This is a genomic window from Paraburkholderia sp. RCC_158, from assembly GCF_041355255.1.
Classification (GTDB): domain Bacteria; phylum Pseudomonadota; class Gammaproteobacteria; order Burkholderiales; family Burkholderiaceae; genus Paraburkholderia; species Paraburkholderia graminis.
Genome location: NZ_JBFUPM010000005.1, coordinates 283,526 through 302,147 on the forward strand (window position 1 = coordinate 283,526; position 18,622 = coordinate 302,147).

Annotated in this window: 17 protein-coding genes; 6 read left to right on the top strand and 11 right to left on the bottom strand. The window is 64.6% G+C overall.

Annotated elements, in window-relative coordinates:
- The first annotated feature begins 296 nt into the window (after positions 1-296).
- Genes AB6809_RS12875 through AB6809_RS12885 form a run of 3 tightly spaced genes read left to right on the top strand, consistent with a single transcriptional unit; the run spans position 297 to position 4,441 of the window.
- Positions 297-2,435, top strand: a complete 2,139-nt coding sequence (locus AB6809_RS12875; protein ID WP_371026789.1) for a sigma-54-dependent Fis family transcriptional regulator — start codon at positions 297-299, stop codon at positions 2,433-2,435.
- On the top strand, positions 2,432-3,010 hold the full coding sequence (locus AB6809_RS12880) for a flavoprotein (RefSeq protein ID WP_006046600.1): 579 nt from the start codon (positions 2,432-2,434) through the stop codon (positions 3,008-3,010). Before AB6809_RS12875 ends, AB6809_RS12880 begins: the two co-directional genes overlap by 4 nt.
- A 48-nt stretch (positions 3,011-3,058) precedes the next feature.
- Positions 3,059-4,441, top strand: coding sequence for a DUF6513 domain-containing protein (locus tag AB6809_RS12885; RefSeq protein ID WP_371026790.1), 1,383 nt, complete (start codon positions 3,059-3,061; stop codon positions 4,439-4,441).
- 47 nt (positions 4,442-4,488) lie between these two features.
- On the opposite strand, the gene rpe is transcribed toward AB6809_RS12885, so the two are convergent.
- From rpe to AB6809_RS12925, 8 genes are all read right to left on the bottom strand, one after another.
- Positions 4,489-5,202, bottom strand: a complete 714-nt coding sequence (rpe, locus tag AB6809_RS12890) for a ribulose-phosphate 3-epimerase (RefSeq protein WP_006046597.1) — start codon at positions 5,200-5,202, stop codon at positions 4,489-4,491.
- Positions 5,203-5,217: 15 nt separating this feature from the next.
- Positions 5,218-6,255 carry a class II fructose-bisphosphate aldolase gene (gene fba, locus AB6809_RS12895; RefSeq protein WP_371026791.1) on the bottom strand — a complete coding sequence of 346 codons (1,038 nt, stop codon included), beginning with the start codon at positions 6,253-6,255 and terminating at the stop codon, positions 5,218-5,220.
- Positions 6,256-6,276: 21 nt separating this feature from the next.
- Positions 6,277-8,346, bottom strand: coding sequence for a transketolase (tkt, locus tag AB6809_RS12900; protein ID WP_371026792.1), 2,070 nt, complete (start codon positions 8,344-8,346; stop codon positions 6,277-6,279).
- Positions 8,347-8,427: 81 nt separating this feature from the next.
- Positions 8,428-9,300 carry a phosphoribulokinase gene (locus tag AB6809_RS12905; RefSeq protein ID WP_006046594.1) on the bottom strand — a complete coding sequence of 291 codons (873 nt, stop codon included), beginning with the start codon at positions 9,298-9,300 and terminating at the stop codon, positions 8,428-8,430.
- A 69-nt stretch (positions 9,301-9,369) separates the two neighbouring features.
- Positions 9,370-10,485: a class 1 fructose-bisphosphatase gene (locus tag AB6809_RS12910; protein ID WP_006046593.1), complete on the bottom strand. Its 1,116-nt coding sequence runs from the start codon at positions 10,483-10,485 to the stop codon at positions 9,370-9,372.
- A gap of 25 nt (positions 10,486-10,510) precedes the next feature.
- Positions 10,511-11,485 carry a CbbX protein gene (gene cbbX, locus AB6809_RS12915; protein WP_006046592.1) on the bottom strand — a complete coding sequence of 325 codons (975 nt, stop codon included), beginning with the start codon at positions 11,483-11,485 and terminating at the stop codon, positions 10,511-10,513.
- A gap of 3 nt (positions 11,486-11,488) precedes the next feature.
- The gene (locus AB6809_RS12920; protein WP_006046591.1) at positions 11,489-11,917 is read right to left on the bottom strand and encodes a ribulose bisphosphate carboxylase small subunit; all 429 of its coding nucleotides are present in this window, start codon (positions 11,915-11,917) and stop codon (positions 11,489-11,491) included.
- A gap of 126 nt (positions 11,918-12,043) precedes the next feature.
- Positions 12,044-13,543: a form I ribulose bisphosphate carboxylase large subunit gene (locus AB6809_RS12925; protein ID WP_114157071.1), complete on the bottom strand. Its 1,500-nt coding sequence runs from the start codon at positions 13,541-13,543 to the stop codon at positions 12,044-12,046.
- Positions 13,544-14,032: 489 nt separating this feature from the next.
- Here AB6809_RS12925 and pqqA point away from each other — a divergent pair, with 489 nt between their 5' ends.
- From pqqA to AB6809_RS12940, 3 genes are all read left to right on the top strand, one after another.
- Positions 14,033-14,107 carry a pyrroloquinoline quinone precursor peptide PqqA gene (gene pqqA / locus AB6809_RS12930; RefSeq protein ID WP_013342881.1) on the top strand — a complete coding sequence of 25 codons (75 nt, stop codon included), beginning with the start codon at positions 14,033-14,035 and terminating at the stop codon, positions 14,105-14,107.
- Positions 14,108-14,206: 99 nt separating this feature from the next.
- Positions 14,207-14,791, top strand: coding sequence for a DUF447 domain-containing protein (locus AB6809_RS12935; RefSeq protein ID WP_114157070.1), 585 nt, complete (start codon positions 14,207-14,209; stop codon positions 14,789-14,791).
- A 52-nt stretch (positions 14,792-14,843) separates the two neighbouring features.
- Positions 14,844-15,587 (top strand): (5-formylfuran-3-yl)methyl phosphate synthase, encoded by a 744-nt coding sequence (locus tag AB6809_RS12940; protein ID WP_310400784.1) that lies wholly within the window; start codon positions 14,844-14,846, stop codon positions 15,585-15,587.
- Positions 15,588-15,664: 77 nt separating this feature from the next.
- Here AB6809_RS12940 and AB6809_RS12945 read toward each other — a convergent pair whose 3' ends face one another.
- The 3 genes from AB6809_RS12945 to AB6809_RS12955 all read right to left on the bottom strand — a co-directional run bounded on the left by AB6809_RS12945 (position 15,665) and on the right by AB6809_RS12955 (position 18,612).
- Positions 15,665-16,255, bottom strand: a complete 591-nt coding sequence (locus AB6809_RS12945) for an aspartate/glutamate/uridylate kinase (protein ID WP_006046586.1) — start codon at positions 16,253-16,255, stop codon at positions 15,665-15,667.
- 144 nt (positions 16,256-16,399) lie between these two features.
- Positions 16,400-17,539, bottom strand: a complete 1,140-nt coding sequence (locus AB6809_RS12950; RefSeq protein ID WP_310400787.1) for a hydantoinase/oxoprolinase family protein — start codon at positions 17,537-17,539, stop codon at positions 16,400-16,402.
- The gene (locus AB6809_RS12955) at positions 17,536-18,612 is read right to left on the bottom strand and encodes an ATP-grasp domain-containing protein (protein ID WP_371026793.1); all 1,077 of its coding nucleotides are present in this window, start codon (positions 18,610-18,612) and stop codon (positions 17,536-17,538) included. Before AB6809_RS12955 ends, AB6809_RS12950 begins: the two co-directional genes overlap by 4 nt.
- Positions 18,613-18,622 lie beyond the last annotated feature (10 nt).

Genomic DNA, 18,622 nt, shown 5'->3' on the forward strand with positions numbered 1-18,622 from the left:
AGCGGGCGCAGCCTGTACTATTGATGCGACTTCGTATTGAACACGAACGACATCGGGCGTAGAGTTTTAAGCCAACGCCTGACAACGGTCGCAGGCAGCACCAGTAGCAGCATCCATAGCAGCACCCGTAACAGGCGAATTACTCACTGCGCATACGGACCCAGAAGCCGCGGCGCGAGGGGATGACATTATCGATAAAGCGGTACACGTAGACGCGCAACGCGAAGTCCGGGCGAGCAGCAATACGCAGGGCAACGCAGGGCGCGCATGAATGTGCCGCAACGGAGACGAACCCCATGTCGTTGCTCGCTGACAGCTCCATGCACGTCCGTGAAATTCTCAACGTCGTCAATCATCAGTTGGCGACGCGGCCGACGAGCGAGCCCGTCGCTCAATCGTGGGCGCGCTGCGTCAATGAATTCCAGCTCGATCCTTCCCGTTTCGTCACGCCGCCCATCCTGACGGAGTACGAACTAAGCTCGCGCCGCGAGGCGATGGGCGATCTGATCGCGTGTTCGAAGCTGGAAATGACCACGCTCTATCAGCAGTTGGCCGACCCCGAACTCGCGGTGGTGCTGGTCGACGCGGGCGGCGTGATCGTGCATCAGGTTTCGTCGGTGCCGTTTGCCGAGGCCGTCGCTTCCGACGGCTTTCGCGTCGGCGCGCTGTGGAGCGAGCGCGAAGCGGGCACCAACGGAATGGGCACGTGTCTCGCCGAGCGCGACTGCATCGCGGTCTGCCAGCACGAACATTTCTATCCGCGCTATACGTCGCTCACCTGCTCCGCCGCGCCGATCTTCGACGACAGCGGCGAGATCGCCGGCGTGCTCGACGTGACGAGCCGCTCCAAACTGTTGCAGCAACACTCGCTGGTGCTCGTCGGCATGTCGCGGCAGATGATCGAAAACCGTCTGATCGACGCGCGCTACCGGCACGCGAACATGATCCACTTTCATAGCCGGCCGGAATTCGTCGGCACGCTGCACGGCGGCAAGCTCGCGGTCGCGGACGACAGCACCGTGCTCGCCGCAAACCGCAGCGCGCTTTTCCAGCTCGGCTTCCGCTCGCTCGGCGAATTGCGCGGACGGCGTATCGAGGAGGCGTTCAATGCATCGCTCGAGGACATGATCGCGCGCAGCATTCGCGGCTCGTTCCATCCGGTCACCGTGTACAGCGCGAACGCGACCAACCGCTTCTTCCTGATCGCACAGGCCGCGCAAAACGCCTCGGGCCGCGGCGCGCGCGTCGCGGTGGCGGGACCGGCATCTGCATCGACATCGGCATCGGCGCCGCGCGCGAGCGCATCGGACAAGCGGCCGCCGCCCGCACGGCTCGACGAAATCGCGCACCTGGAATTCGGCGACCCGCGCATGGCCTCGCAGATTCAGCTCGGCGCGCGTGTCGTGCAACGCAAGATTCCGATCATCCTCAGAGGGCAAACGGGAACCGGCAAGGAAGTTTTCGCGCAGGCGCTGCACAGCATCAGCCCGCATTCGTCGGGGCCGTTCGTGCCGGTGAATTGCGCGTCGCTGCCGGAGAACCTGATCGAAAGCGAACTGTTCGGCTATCGGGCCGGCGCGTTCACCGGCGCTCAACGCGAAGGACGGCGCGGCAAGATCGTGCAGGCCAATGGCGGCACACTCTTTCTGGACGAGATCGGCGACATGCCGCTTGCGTTGCAGGCGCGGCTTCTGCGCGTGATCGAAGAACACGAGGTCACGCCGCTCGGCGCCGAGACCACCGTGAAGGTCAATTTCCAGTTGATCAGCGCGAGTCACCGCAATCTGCTCGAACTCGTGCACAGCGGGCAATTCCGCGAGGATCTGTATTACCGGCTCAAAGGCGTCGAGCTGAATCTGCCGCCGCTCGCGGAGCGCGTCGATAAGCTGCCGCTGATTCATCATCTGCTCGCGGCCGAGACCGACGACGATCCGCCGGAGCTGACGAGGGAAGCCGAGCAGGCGTTGCTGAGCTATGCATGGCCCGGCAACATCCGCCAGTTGCGTCACGTATTGCAAATGGCGATTGCGTTATGCGACGGACAACCGATCCGCTGCGAGGATTTGCCCGTCGAAGTCACGCAGCGCGAACCGGAGGTGGCGTCGCCCGCCGCGCCACAGGCGGCGCAGCCCGCCCCGCATGCAGACGACGACCCGGACCTTTCCGCGCTGAACGCGATTCAGTTGAACGAACGCGAGACGGTTCTTGCAATGCTCGAGGAAAACCGCTGGAACGTGAGCAACGTCGCCAAGGCGCTCGGCATCAGCCGCAATACGCTGTACCGGAAGATGCGGCGCCTGCAGATCCGTCTGTCGCACGACGGCTCGGGCAACGACGGCCTGGAAGCCGACGACGCGGCCGACGAACTCACCTCCGATGCGGCCGCACCCGAAGGCTCGCCGGGCGATGCCGCGCATCGCGCCCATGACGCATGAGCCAGGCGCCGGCTCGTCATCTCGCGGACTTCAAGCCCGATGCGCGCTTTGCGTGGTGCGTGACCGGCTCGGGCCATCTGCTCGAGGAGTCGATCGAGCTCGCGCTCGCCTTGCCGCGCACCGACCTCTTTCTCTCGGCCGCCGCCGAGGAAGTGCTGCCGCTCTACGGCTGGAAGCTGCCGCGACTGCGTGAGCGCTTCAACGTGTTCCGCGACAAGAGCGCGAGCGGCGTGCCGGTTGGCATGCTGTATCACGGCATGTATCACACTGTGATCATTGCGCCGGCCACCAGCAACACGGTGGCCAAGTGCGCGTTCGGCATCTCCGATACGCTGCCGACCAACATGTACGCTCAGGCGGGCAAGCAGTGCATTCCGGGCATCGTCTTTGCATGCGATACCGAGCCGACCGTGGTCACGCAAAGCCCTAACGAATGGGTCGAACTGCGGCCGCGGGCGATCGAGCTCGACAATGTGGAGCGGCTATCGCGCTTCGAATATACGACGGTGGTGCGCTCGCTCGATGAGTTGAAGGCGGCGCTGGATCAACGGGTCGCGATGCTCGATCTTGCATGAAAGCACTCTCACGCTAAAAACCTGCCCGGCGGCTCGGCGCGTACTGACATGGACCACATCCTCTTCCTGACAGGCCGGCTCGCCGAAAAGAGCCTCGTGCGCGTGCTCGAAAGCATGGCGCCGACGCCGTTCAGTTTGGAAATCCGCGAAATCGGTTTGCAGGTTGCGGCGCTGATGACGGCCGACATGATCCGCCGACGCGTGCCCGCGCCGCTCGCCGCGCAACGCGTGATCGTGCCGGGGCGCTGCCGTGGCGATCTCGCCGCGCTGAGCGAACACTACGGCGTGCCGTTCGAGCGCGGACCGGAAGAAGTGAAAGACCTGCCGCAATTCTTCGGCCGCGAGGCGAAACCCGTCGACCTGTCGCGCTACGAGACCGAGATTTTCGCGGAGATCGTCGATGCGCCGCGCCTCGATCTCGACGGCATCGCCGCGCGTGCTCGCGACTACGCGGCGCAGGGCGCGGATGTGATCGACATCGGCTGTCTGCCGGAAACGCCGTTTCCGCATCTCGAGGATGCGGTGCGCCGTTTGAAAGCCGAAGGCTATCGGGTGAGCGTCGATTCGATGCGCACCGACGAGTTGCTGCGCGGCGGCCGGGCGGGCGCGGACTATCTGATGAGCCTTAACCTCGACACGCTATGGATCGCCGACGAAGTGCCGTCCACGCCGATCCTCGTCGCGCGCGATCCGGGCGACCCCGCTTCGCTCGACGCAGCCATCGAACTTTTAACCGCGCGAGGCCGCGCGTTTCTCGCCGATCCGATTCTGGATCCGATTCCGTTCGGTCTCGCGACGTCGATTGCACGCTATGTCAGGCTGCGCGAGCGCTATCCGGACGTGGCCATCATGATGGGCATCGGCAACGTGACCGAGTTGACCGAAGCCGACACGAGCGGCATCAACGCGGTATTGCTCGGCATGGCCGCGGAGCTTCGCGTGAGCGCGGTGCTCACGACGTCCGTCAGCCTGCACGCGCGGCGCGCGGTGCGCGAAGCCGACGTCGCGCGCCGCGTGATGCACGCCGCACGGGAAGCGCACATGCTGCCCAAAGGCATCAACGGCGATCTCGCGACCGTTCACGCAAAGCGCCCTTTCCCCTATAGCGCGGCGGAAATCGACGAATTCGCGCGCGATGTTCGCGATCCTAACTTTCGTGTGCAGGTCAGCGACGAAGGTATTCACGTCTATAACCGCGACGGTCATCTCAAAGCCGGCGATCCGTTCGCGCTCTACCCCGATCTTCACCTCGAAGCCGACGGCGGCCACGCGTTCTATATGGGCGTACAGTTGGCGCGCGCCGAGATTGCGTGGCGTCTCGGCAAGCGCTTCGATCAGGACCAGCCGCTCGATTGGGGTTGCGCCGTCGAGCGGCCGGAACAGGATCTGTCGGCATGGTGCGCGCCTGGCGAAACGATGAAAAAACGCTGACGCCATTCGGTTCGATTTCTCCCAAACCGAACAGCCGCCCGAGTTTTTCAGCGCACTTCCGCCAAAGCCCTTTCGTCCGATTCGCTCACTTGCGCAAGTTCGCCGCGCATGTCGCTGATCGCCCGCGCATAGTCGTCCGCGCCGAACACCGCCGAACCGGCCACGAACACATCGGCGCCCGCCGCCGCAATCTGCGCGATGTTCGACGCCTTCACTCCGCCATCCACTTCGATCAGCAACGGACGACCCGTGCGCTGCATCGTCGCGTCGACCCGTTCACGCAGCATGCGCAACTTCGCGAGCGTCTCGGGTATGAACGCCTGGCCGCCGAAGCCGGGGTTCACCGACATCACGAGCACCACGTCGAGCCGTTCGATCACATGATCGAGCACCGCGAGCGGCGTGGCCGGATTCAGCGCGAGTCCGACGCGCGCGCCCTGCGTCTTGATGAGTTCGATCGTCCGATGCACATGCAGCGACGCTTCCGGATGAAAACTGATCGTGTTCGCGCCCGCTTCCGCAAAGGCGATGACAAGCGGATCGACCGGCATCGTCATCAGATGGACGTCGATCGGCACGCGCGTATGCGGCCGGATCGCCGAGCACACGAGCGGCCCGACCGTCAGATTCGGCACGTAATGGTTGTCCATTACGTCGAGATGAACCCAGTCCGCGCCGGCCACGGTGACGTCGCGAATCTCGTCGGCGAGACGCGCAAAATCCGCGGACAGCAGCGAAGGAGCAATCAGAAAATCACGCATGATGTCTCCTTGCGTTCAGTGATAACGGCGCGCCATTGCCTCGAGCGGCAACGGCTTGATGCGCGGCGCCTGCCCCGCGCAACCGAACGCCTCGAAGCGCTCGACGCAAATGCCGCGCGCCGCCGCCGTCGCCGCCTTCAACGCGGCCCGCGGATCGAATTCGCCGCGCGCGTTCGCCATCGACTCGCGCATCGCGCCGCTCATCGCGAGCCGGATGTCGGTGTCGATATTCACCTTGCGCACACCGTGCGCAATGCCGCGCTGAATTTCCTCGACGGGCACGCCATACGTTGTCGGAATGTCGCCGCCATATTCGCGGATCACCGCAAGCCATTCCTGCGGCACCGACGACGACCCATGCATCACGAGATGCGTATTCGGAATGCGCTCATGGATCTGCACGATGCGGTCGATCGCGAGAATATCGCCGGTGGGCTGGCGGCTGAATTTATACGCGCCGTGCGATGTGCCGATTGCGATGGCGAGCGCATCGACGCCGGTTGCATCGACGAAAATTTGCGCTTCGCTCGGGTCGGTCAGCAGAGTGTCGCGCGTGAGCTGGCCTTGCGCGCCGACGCCATCCTCGTCGCCGGCCGTGCCCGTTTCGAGCGAACCTAAGCAACCCAGTTCCCCTTCAACGGAAACGCCGACCGCATGCGCCGCCTCGACCACCCGGCGGCTCACGTCGACGTTGTAGTCATACGCGGCGGGCGTTTTCTGATCGGGCAGCAGCGAGCCGTCCATCATCACCGATGTAAAGCCCGAGCGGATTGCCTGCTGACACACGGCCGGACTCGCGCCGTGATCCTGATGCAGCACGAGCGGAATGTCGGGATGCGCCTCGAGCGCGGCGAGCACCAGATGACGCAGATACGGCTCGCCCGCATACTTTCGCGCGCCCGCCGACGCCTGCAGGATCACCGGGCTCGCGGTTTCCTCCGCGGCCTGCATGATCGCGTGAATCTGCTCCATGTTGTTGACGTTGAACGCGGGCACGCCGTAGCCGTGTTCGGCCGCGTGATCCAGTAGTTGACGCAGTGCGATGAAGGCCATTGCAAACTCCTCGGGAACGAATCATTGGATTCTGTTGTGCCGCTCGTGCGAAGCGAAGCGCTGCACGACGCGGCGCGCTTCGTCGGCCACGGCTTGCGCGGTCAGCGCGAAATGTTCGAACAGCGCGGCAGCGGGCGCGGATTCGCCGAAGCTGTCGATACCCACGACGCCGCCTTCGAGGCCCACGTACTGCCGCCAGAACGCGCGCACGCCCGCTTCGACGGCGACGCGCGGCACGCCCGGCGGCAGCACCGCTTCGCGCCATGCATCCGGCTGCCGGTCGAATACGCTGGTCGACGGCATGGAGACGACGCGTGCGGCGATGCCCGTTTCGGCGAGCAGCGCGAGCGCATCGAGCGCGAGCGATACTTCGGAACCCGTAGCAATTAGCACGACGCGAGCTTGCGCATTACCCTCCGGCCAATCGCGCAACACATAACCGCCTCGCTCGATTGCGTCGATCTGTTCGCTGTCGCGCGCGACGAACGGCAGGTTCTGCCGGCTCAGCAGCAGGCACGTCGGCCCATTGCGTTCGATCGCGCTGGCCCACGCGCGCGCGGTTTCGACCGTATCGCACGGTCGCCAGACGTCGAGCCCCGGAATCAGCCGCAAGCTCGCCGCGTGCTCGACCGACTGATGCGTCGGCCCGTCTTCTCCGAGCCCGATCGAATCGTGCGTGAACACGAATATCGAGCGTGTCTTCATCAACGCGGCCATGCGCAGCGCGTTGCGCGAGTAGTCGGAAAACGTGAGGAACGTGCCGCCGAACGCAATCTGCCCGCGATGCAGCGCGATACCGTTGATCACCGCGCTCATGCCGAACTCGCGCACGCCGTAGTGCAGATAGTTGCCGCCGCGCAGGCCGTCTTCGTCCGCGTGGATGTCCACCGCCGCCTGCCAGTTGGTCAGGTTCGAGCCCGTCAGATCCGCCGAGCCGCCGAGCAATTCCGGCAGCGCGCGAGCCAGCACGGCAATGGTCTGCTGCGAAGCCTTGCGCGTCGCGATGGTTTGCGCCGCGCTGTCGGCGTCGCGCAGCATCGCGCGAACGGCATCGTGCCAATGCGCGGGCAGCCTGCCCTGCGTCCTGCGCTCGAATTCGGCGGCTTCATGCGGATAGTGCGAGCGATACGCTTCGAAGCGGCGTCTCCAGTCGGCTTCGGCCGCCTCGCCGCGAGCGCGCGCATCCCACTGCGAGCGAGCCTCCTCGGGCACGACGAACGGCGGATACGGCCAGCCGAGCGCGCGCCGCGTATTCGCGACTTCGTCGGCGCCGAGCGGCGCGCCATGCACATCGTGCGTGCCCGCTTTGCCAGGCGAGCCTCTGCCGATCACCGTGCGGCAGCAGATCAGCGTCGGCCGGCCGGCTGCGCGCGCGTCTTGCAGCGCGCGGTCGACCGCGTCCGCATCGTGACCGTCGACGTCGCGCATCACCTGCCAGCCGTATGCGGCAAAACGCGCGGGCGTGTCGTCGTTGAACCACTGCGCGACATGGCCATCGATGGAGATGCCGTTGTCGTCGTAGAGCACTGTGAGTTTGTCGAGCTTCAGCGTGCCCGCAAGCGATGCCGCTTCGTGCGAAATGCCTTCCATCAGGCAGCCGTCGCCGGCGAACACATAGGTACGGTGATCGACAATCGTATGGCCGGGTCGATTGAACTCATGCGCGAGCAGCGCTTCCGCGAGCGCCATGCCGACCGCGTTGGCGAGGCCCTGGCCAAGCGGACCGGTGGTCGTCTCGACGCCGGGCGTCACGCCCACTTCGGGATGCCCCGGCGTTTTGCTGTGCAATTGACGAAAGCGTTTCAGTTCGTCTATCGGCAGATCGTAGCCGGTGAGATGCAGCAGCCCGTACAACAGCATCGAACCATGTCCGTTCGACAGCACGAAGCGGTCGCGGTCGGGCCATGCCGGATTGCGCGGATTGTGTTTCAGATGCCGGTCCCACAACGCAACGGCGATCTCGGCCATGCCGAGCGGCATGCCGGGGTGGCCCGACTTTGCCGCTTCGACGGCGTCGATGGCGAGCATGCGCAGCGCGTCGGCCATCAGGCGGGTTTCAGGTAATGCAAGCGATTCTGCGACGGCGCTCATCGAATGTCTCCTTGGAACAGCAAGCCGGTGTTTCGCGTCGGGTCTTTGCGGCTGGGCCGCGGTTACGGCCGCGGCTACGGCTTACGCTCGCGAGCGCCGGTCGATCAGTTGCAGAATCATCGGCGTGAAGATCAGTTGCATGGCGAGGCCCATCTTGCCGCCCGGCACGACAATCACATTCGGCCGCGACATGAACGAGTCGTGCAACATGGTCAGCAGATACTGGAAGTCGATGCCTTTGGGCCGCGCGAAGCGGATCACGACAAAGCTCTCGTCGGGCTGCGGAATCTCGCGCGCAATGAACGGGTTCGACGTATCCACGGTCGGCACGCGCTGGAAATTGACATGCGTGCGGGAAAACTGCGGGCAGATGTAGTTCACGTAGTCGGGCATGCGCCGCAAGATCGTATCGACGACCGCTTCATGCGAGTAGCCGCGCATGGTCTGATCGCGATGCAGTTTCTGAATCCATTCGAGGTTGATGGTCGGCACCACGCCAATCAGCAGATCCGCATGCCGCGCGATGTCGATGTGGTCGGTCACCGCCGCGCCGTGCAGACCTTCGTAGAACATCAGGTCAGTGTCGGGCTGCACGTCTTCCCACGGCGTGAACGTGCCGGCATCCTGCTTGTAGAGACGCGTCTCCGTTTCGTCGTGCACGTAGTGACGAAACTTGCCGGTGCCGGTCTCTCCGTAGCTGGCGAACAGCGCCTCCAGTTCTTCCAGCAGATTCGCTTGCGGTCCAAAGTGGCTGAAGTTCGGCACGCCGTCGCGCTCGTGCTGTTTCATTGCTTCGCGCATGCCGTTGCGGTCGTAGCGGTGAAACGCGTCGCCTTCCACGATCTGCGCGTTGATCTTTTCGCGCCTGAAAATATGGGCAAAGCTCTTCATCACGGTCGTCGTGCCGGCGCCGCTCGAACCGGTCACCGCGATGATCGGGTGTTTGATTGACATGCGCTTGTCTCCGGATAGTAGTGTTGTGTTCGGCCGCTCTGCGTCAGTGCGAGCCTGCATTGCGCGCAATCAGGCGGTGAAGCCCGGCAGAAACAGCGAGCGTCGGCCGAAGAGCGGCGACGTGAACGGCTGGTCCTCGCCACGGTCGTACTCGCCGTGATAGCGGCCAATGCGCTCGACTTCGTTGCGCGAGCCGAGAATCACGGGCACGCGGCCATGCAATGTGTGCGGCACGACGTCGAGAATGCGTTCGCGGCCTGTAATCGAAAGACCGCCCGCCTGCTCGACCAGAAAGCTCATCGGATTCGCTTCGTACAGAAGCCGCAGGCGCCCGTGCATGCCGGGCGTTTTCGAGTCGCGCGGATACATGAACACGCCGCCGCGCATCAGGATGCGATGCACTTCTGCGACCATCGAGGCGATCCAGCGCATGTTGAAGTCCTCGGTCCGGCAGCCGGTGCGTCCGTCCTTGCACTCCTGCACATAGCGGCGCACCGGCGGCTCCCAGAAGCGTTCGTTCGATGCGTTGATCGCGAACTCCGCAGTTTCCGCGGGAATGCGGATGTTCGAATGCGTGAGCACGAAATTGCCGATGTCGCGTTCGAGCGTGAAGCCGTGCGTGCCGTTGCCGACCGACAGCACGAGCATCGTCGAAGGGCCGTAGATCGCATAGCCCGCCGCGACCTGCTCGCGGCCCGGCCGCAGAAAAGCGGATTCGCCCACGGGTTCTTCGGCGTCGGCGGGACGATCGTCCACATGACGCAGCACCGAGAAGATCGACCCGACTACGCCGTTGATGTCGATGTTCGACGAGCCATCGAGCGGATCGAATGCGAGCAGATAGTCGCCGCGCGGATAGTGCTGCGGAATCGTGTAGACGCGCTCCATTTCTTCGGAGGCCATCGCCGCGAGGAGACCGTCCCACTCGCAGTGCTGCACGAAGACTTCGTTGGTGGCGACGTCGAGCTTCTTCTGTTCCTCGCCATGCGTGTTGACGCTGTGCGCCGAGCCGTAATGCCCGCCGAGCGCGCCCTTGGTGAGCATCGCCGAAATCGACTTGATGGCCGCGGCCACGTCGATCAGCAGCGCGGAAAGGCCCGCGTTTTGCGCGGTTCCCGCCGCGCAAGGCTGGCGGTCGAGCGTGTCGATCAGAAACTTCGAAAGGGTCGTGCGTCCGTCTTGCATGGCGATCTCCTGAGGTTGTTCTGTTTCAGCCTGGCGGCGCGGGGGCGGTGTGGTGCGCTTCGGGCGCATCGGGCGCGTCGGGCGTATCTGCGTTCGACGCATGGGCGGACGCTTCGGCGAACACGCGGCTCGCGCGAATGTCCTCGGCTGCGATCAGCGTCAACGCGGCTGCGTCGATTGGCGCGCCGCCGTCGATCGCTCTCGCGAAAAGACGATTGGCCTGGCGCAGCCGCGAGCGGTCGAGCGCATTGCGCACCGAGCGCGCATTGGCAAAATTCGGCTGACGCGTGCGCAATGCGAGGTAGTCCGCGAAAGCGCGCCGCGAATCCGTGTCGAAGCGGTAATGCATCGTCGCGAGCATGCGCTCGGCAATGTCGAGCAATTCCGCGTCGCCGTAATCGGGAAACGTGATGTGATGCGCGATGCGCGAGCGAAAACCCGGATTGCTCTCGAAGAACACTTCCATCCGCGACGCGTAACCGGCGAGGATCACGACGAGATCGTCGCGCTGGTTTTCCATCGTTTGCAGCAGGATTTCTATGGCTTCCTGACCGTAGTCGCGTTCGTTCTCGGGACGGTACAGGTAATATGCTTCGTCAATGAACAGCACGCCGCCCATCGCGCGCTTCAGCACATCGCGCGTTTTTGGCGCGGTGTGGCCGATGTACTGGCCGACCAGATCGTCGCGCGTGACCGACACGAGATGATTGCGGCGAATGTAGCCGAGCCGGTGCAAGACCTCGGCCATGCGCAGTGCAACCGTGGTTTTGCCCGTGCCCGGATTGCCCGAGAAACACATGTGCAGCGTCGGCGCGCCGCTCGCGAGACCGAGCGATTCGCGCGCACGCTCGACCAGCAGATGCGCGGCAATCTCGCGGATGCGCGTCTTGACCGGCACGAGCCCGACGAGATCGCGGTCGAGTTCCGCGAGCACGTCGCCGATGCCCGAGTCGCGATACAGCGCGGCGAGATCGATATGGGGCGGCAGCGCGAGGTTCATGTATCAATGCTCCGTGCCGTAGCGTTCGCCCGAAGGCCGGTCGCTCGCATAGCCTGCAAGGCCGTAGTGTTGCAAACGTCCTGGCCCGTCCTGACGCGTCAGACGGAAGCCCGGCTCATGATCGGGACGATTGACGATGAACGACAGGCGCATCGTCTCGAAGCCGCGCACCGAATCGAACGCATTGACCTTGATGTAATGATCGGGCCTTGCCGCGCGGCACGCTTTTACTTCCTGCAGCACGCCGGCTGCATCGTGCAGGTCGAACATCGGCAGGCCCCACATTTCCCAATACGTATTGCGCGGATGCGGGTCGTCGGTGAATTCGACGGAACAGGCCCAGCCCTGGCTCAATGCATAGTCGATCTGCAGACCGATTTCCTCGTCGGTCAATTCAGGCAGGAAGGAGAACGTGCCCTGTGTAATACGCATGACGTACCTCGCGATTGATTGACTGCAACGTTCGGACGGCGCAAGCGGTGTCACGCGCGGTGCGTCGGCACCGCTGCGAACTTGCATCCGTGATCTTTTGATGCGGGGTTTAAGCTGCTTAACGACCTAGGCTGCCGTCGGCGTGGCCGCGAAATCCGGCGAGTCAGTCGACGCGTAGTTGAAGGTCACGTCGCGCCACGTATCGAGCGCCTGCTTGAGCGGCCCGCACCAGCGCGCCGCTGCTTCCAGAATCTCCGGCCCTTCCTGACGGATGTCGCGCCCTTCGTTGCGCGCCTTCACCATGCACTCGAGCGCGACGCGATTGGCAACAGCGCCCGCCTGAATGCCGCCCGGATGACCGATGGTGCCGCCGCCGAACTGCAGGATCGCGTCGTCGCCGAAGAGGTCCAGCAGTTGATGCATCTGCCCTGCGTGGATGCCGCCCGAGGCCACCGGCATCACCTTGCGCAAACCGGCCCACGGCTGATCGAAGAAGATGCCGCGCGACAGGTCCACTTCGTTATGCGCCTCGCGGCACACGTTGTAAAAGCCCTGCACGGTCAGCGGATCGCCTTCGAGCTTGCCGACCGCCGTGCCCGCATGTGCGTGATCGACGCCCGCCATGCGCAGCCACTTCGCGATCACGCGAAACGAAATGCCGTGATTGCGTTGCCGCGTGTACGTGCTGTGCCCCGCGCGATGCAGGTGCAGGATCATGTCGTTCTTGCGCGCCCAGCGTGCCATCGACTGAATCGCGGTCCAGCCGATCACGAGGTCGATCATCACGATGCACGAACCCAGTTGCTTCGCGAATTCGGCGCGCTCGTATATGTCTTCCATCGTGCCCGCGGTGACGTTCAGGTAGTGCCCTTTCACCTCGCCGGTTTCGGCCTGCGCGCGGTTCACCGCTTCCATCGAAAAGAGGAAACGGTCGCGCCAGTGCATGAAAGCCTGGGAGTTGATGTTCTCGTCGTCCTTCAAGAAATCGAGGCCGCCGCGCAAACCTTCATAGACGACGCGGCCATAGTTCTTGCCCGAGAGGCCGAGCTTCGGCTTCACGGTTGCGCCCAGCAATGGCCGGCCATATTTGTCGAGCCGTTCACGTTCGACGACGATGCCCGTCGGCGGTCCCTGGAAAGTCTTCAGATAAGCAACAGGTATGCGCATGTCTTCGAGGCGCAGCGCTTTGAGCGGCTTGAAGCCGAACACGTTGCCGATGATCGACGCGGTCAGGTTCGCGACCGAGCCTTCCTCGAAGAGATCGAGTTCATACGCGATGTACGCGAAGTACTGCGGCTCGCTCGCGCTCGACGCGGGCACCGGATCGACGCGATACGCTTTGGCGCGGTACATGTCGCACGCGGTGAGGCGATCGGTCCAGACCACGGTCCAGGTTGCCGTCGACGATTCGCCGGCCACCGCGGCGGCCGCTTCCTCCGGATCGACGCCCGGCTGCGGCGTGATGCGAAACAGCGCGATGACGTCGGTGTCTTTCGGCGTGTAATCCGGTTGCCAGTAGCCCATCTCGCGATACTTCATCACGCCTGCGGCATAACGCTCGCGAGGATCGCCCGCATTGCGCGGCTTGTGGAGGGACTCGATCGCCGGTTGACTGAAATCGTTCATGACGTATCCTCGATGGTGGACAGGCGCGCTGCCGGAAGAACGAAGCGCTTGTGTGCACTGTAGGCAAGGTCGTCATCGACGGGAATTCACGATTTTATTTGGCAGAGTTAAGCGATCGGTTATTCATCGCACACGGTGGTGTGGGGTTTTGGCAGGTGAACTCAAATGCCGTCCTCACCGACCAGCACCAGATGCTAGTGCTCAGGACGAACCCTAAGTGACACCCGCATCAGGGTCTTTGCTGCAAGGTGGCACACTTTGCTGCATTATCGGAACAGTGCGCCGCACGAACTGCCGTCAGGCACCCACGCGGCGTGCGAAGCTACCGCCGCCGCTATCCGGCGAAAACCGTGTCGCGGCGCGGCATCGGCTGCATCGAGTGCGATTGCCATTGCGGCACGAACCTTGCGTAGCCGATGATGCCCATGAAGTCCGGCGCCTTGCCGGACCGACGGCGTGACGCTGTATCAACCGATGGAGGAAGCACATATGCAATGGACGACTCCGAGCTACACCGATATGCGTTTTGGTTTCGAAATCACGATGTATATCGCTACGCGTTAAGCCCGCATGGGCCGCGTAATGCGGCCCCTCTGCGGACCGATTGTTAATCGTCAGCCATACGGGCGGCCTGACGTGCTGCCACGACATGCGTTCCCATCCATGATCCACGAAACGATCGTCACTACCGCAGCGAGCGATGGCCGTCCACATGTCGCGCCGATGGGAGCCCGTTACGAGGGCGACTTCGTCGTCCTGTCGCCTTTTCGTCCGTCCGTCACGCTGGACAATATCGTCGCCACCCGCGCGGCGGTTCTCAACTTCACCACCGACGTCCGCGTTTTCGCCGGCTGCGTCACGCATTGCGCAACCGACTGGCCGACGCTGGCAGCGAGCCGCGTCGCGAGCGTGAGACTCGCCGAATCGCTCGCGCACGCCGAGTTCGAACTGCACGAGCTGCGCGACGACAACGAGCGCCCCGTGCTGCGGATGAAATGCGTGCACCGCGAAACGCATGCGCCCTTCACGGGTTTTAACCGCGCGCAGGCGGCGGTCGTCGAAGGCTCGATTCTCGTGAGCCGGCTCTTCATGCTGCCGGCCGACAAGGTCGATCGCGAGATGGCCTATCTGCAGATCGCCATCGACAAAACCGCCGGCGAGATTGAACGCACCGCGTGGGGATGGCTCACGTCGGCGATCGCGCGACATCGCGAGCGGCTTGCGTCGCCCGGCGGCCAGGCCGCCTAGTTCGCTTTTTTCGTATCTCTCCCGCTTTTTCCGCTTTTTTCGGAGAATACCGATGACGGCATTGCTTGCGAGCGTCCGCTCGCACGACGAAGCATTCGAGGCGGCCCGCGCCGGCGCGGACCTGATCGACCTGAAAGAGCCGAACGCGGGCGCGTTGGGCGGTTTGTCGATTGGCGATATTGCGCGGATCGTCCGCGAGCTTCGCGCCCGCTATCCGGTCAAGCCGATCAGCGCGACGATCGGCGACCTTCCGCCCGAAGCGCTCGACGAAATCGCCGCGCGCGTGATCGATGTGAGCGATACGGGCGTCGATTACGTGAAGGTCGGCGTGACGCCCGGACCGGCCGCGCGCCGTTGCCTCGAACAACTCGCGAATCTGCCGGCCGCGGTCGTGCCGGTGCTGCTGTGCGACGGCGGCATGGAGGGCGAGCTGGTCGCGCATGCCGCGTCGCTTGGTTTTGTCGGCGTGATGTTCGACACATCCACGAAAGACGGCAGCACTTTATTCGATCACGTGGACAGCGATTCGCTCGCGCGTTGGCTGCGGCTCGTGCGACAGCAAGGCGCGATGTGCGGCCTCGCCGGCTCGCTGGGCCTCGCTCAACTGGAACAGATTCGCGCGCTTGCGCCGGATGTGGCGGGCTTTCGCACGGCGTTGTGCGTCGATGGCCGGCGCTCGCGGCTCGATCCGCAACGCGTCGCCGATTGGGCGGATGCGCTGCATAGCGGATCGGGCGGCGTTCGAGGCGCGGGTGGCGACGTGGATTCTGTGGTGGTGGGTACGCTCGGCGTTTAACGAGCGCGCGGGGCGACAACGGCTCGCTGCAAGAGCCGCATGTCGTGCAGGTAACGCATGCACCACTGCGGCAGCCTTCAAATCACCGGCGTATTCAACAGCCGGTCTCTCATCAATTCGACGTTGTCCTTGTTGAAAAGCTCGACCACATAGTTCGCTTCGTTCACGTAATCGACGAAACGGCGGTCCACCACGCCCGACGCCGCGAGCGCGTCGAGCCGTTCGTTTCCCGCTATCGGGCACGACTTCACGACGATCAGGCGCTCGGCGTTGAGCATCGTCGAGAGCCAGGCGGCGAGGCTGTCCGAGGTCGTGTCCCAGTTGCTCATCGCGTCGGGCGTGTCGCGCATCAGCGCGGTCGGCACCCAGACGGCGACGTGACCATCGCGCAGCGCGCGGCGAATCTTCGCCTCGCTCGATGCCAGCACGAGTTCGGGCAGCACGCCCTGCATCAGAAGCGCGTACTGGGTCATCGCGAGCAGACACATGTTGTGCGCGGCGAGGTCGTCGAAACACCACTCGCTCTGGTACTGGCGCACCTTGTCCGCGAAATCGCCGCCGCCGGGAACGATGACGATGCGCCCGCCCCCCACCTCGCATAGCTCCATGAGCCATTGGCGCAGCGCCGGCTCATGACTCAGGCTGCCCCCGATCTTGACCACCCACATGATCGTCGTCCTCGTTTGCGATTAACCTCGTTTGCTTGTCCGCTTCGCTGCCTGTTTGCTTCTATGCCGGTCCTCCTGTGGATGGTTTGTGCCGTTTGCCTGCGTTTTCCTCTAGCCACAATCACTGCATCGGCCGCGTCCCCTTCACGCGGCGCGAAAAGCCGCATCGACGCTCGCGGCGCCCTCGCCGGCCGTCACGTCGCCCGCGTTCCCATACCGCGCCGCTGCAAGCAAACCCACCGCGACGCTCGGCGCGCAGGTCGCCGCCCACTCCGCCTGATCCGCCGCGCCTCCCGCGAGCGTGCCGAAATCGATGTAGCCGCGCGCCTCCTCGCGTGCGAGCGCCGCCGCGAGAAAACGTCCGCAGCCCGCGCCCACCAGCGGCGCGGCGGCCAGTTCAGGATGCGCGGCCGTCACGCGCGTCAGGTTCGCGCCGATCTCGCGCAATTGCAGCTCGCGCCAGCGCAACGCGAACGCGCGCCATTCGGCGGGACTCGTTTCGTGCGCGTCGCGGCCGATCATCCGCGCGATCCGCCTTCGGCTCGCCAATTCGGTTTTCGGGCCATTGTCGGCACTCGGGTAGAGGTCGTATTGCGGCGCGAGTTCGCCCGTGAGCCGGTAGACGTCGGCGGTGCTCGCGAACCATTCGTTCATCACGTTGACGGCCGCGCCGCCGAATTCGATGCGCCGCGCGATGCCACACAGCGGCGTGCGCACCACGCCCTGATACACGAGTTCGCCGGTCGCGAGCCGCCCGGCATCCGTCGATGCGCGCGCAACCACACGCCCGTTCGCGACCGGAATGATGTCGGTCGTCGTGCTGCCGATGTCGATCAGCAACGCATTCGGCACGCGCGTCGCGAGCCAGTGGGCGGTCGCGAGCCAGTTCGCCGACGCGACGCTGCGCCAGCCGGCCGCGCACGTCTCGCGCGTCAACCAGCCCGCGTCGCCCGCATAAAAAGCGACGCGCGGCCCGAGCCGCTGCGCCAGTGCGGCGGCAATCGCGCGCACGCCTTGCGAGCGGTCCTCGAAGAGGTCGACCATTTCGCCGGTCATCGTCACCGCATGACGCGCCGCGTAGGTCTTCGCGACCGGCCAGCGCTCGAATACAAGGTCGATCGTGCGCTCGAGATGTTCGAGCCCTTGCCACAACGGGCAGGCCCACTGGCCGACGTCGAGCAGCACGCCGCCGGCATCGCTCATCGACACCTTCACATGCGCGCCGCCGACGTCCCAGCCGAACACCGGCGAGCGGCCTACCGGTTCCATGCGCGGCGCGTTCATGGTTGCGCTCCGCAAGCGGAGTGAGTGTCGAACTCGCGCGCCGCCGCGCTCGTGGTTTCACGAGGTTCGCCGACCCGAACCCCATGCGCGCCCAGCAACACCGCGGAAAGGTTGCGCCCAAGCGCCGCCGACAAACCCGCATAAGCCACAGTCAGTCGCGGATTGACCTCGATGACCACAGGACCGCGCGACGGATGCCACACCACATCGATTCCGGCAAAACCGCGCAGCCCCGGTATCGCCTCCGCGACGCGATGAGCGAGTTCGCGCAGCGTCCGTCCCTGATCGCTGGCCTTGTCGATCTGATTGACCGTCACGCCGTCGAATTCGACGATGCTCGCGCGCTGCCCCGGCGCCGTGCTCTCCGAGAGCCCAATCCGTTGCCGGTTGATGCTGACGAGTTCGACGCGCTTGCCGTCGCAGATCAGCGAAAGGCTCAGCGGCTCGCCGTCGACCCACTCCTGCAACACCGGATTACGCGCCGCTGCCGCGCGCGCATCGTATTCGGTGCAGGCTTCGGCGAAATCGTCGAATACGAAGGTGTCGAGTCCGCCCGCGCCGTCGTCCGGCTTCACGACCCACTTGCGCCCCGCGTGAGCCATTGCATTGGCCGCCGCATGACCGGGCTCGATGGCCGGCGTGGTCGCAATGCCCTTCGCGGCGAGGCACGCGGCGGTCGCGCTCTTGCTCGACGTGACGCGGATCGCTTCCTTCGCGCAGCCGAGCCAGCGCGCCGCGCCGACCGCGTCGTACAGATGCAGCAGCAAGCCGTCGCATTCGGGCGCGACGATCCATGCGTAGTCATGTTCGCGAGCCGCGCGCGCGACGAAAGCCGTCATCGATTCGCCCGGCGCGGCCATACAATGAGCGAGCGCGGGGTCGACGTTTTCAAAGCGCGAGGTTGCGAAGCTCACCTCGACATCGTCGAGTTGACGCAGGTCCGCGACCAGCGCGTCGCGCATCACGCGGCCTTCGACGATCAGCGCGCTCAGGTCGGCGAGACTCGCCGCGCCGGCCAATGCCGGGTCGATGCCGCCGCCGGTGAGATACTCGAAGACAAAGATCTTGGTCAAAGGACGCGCC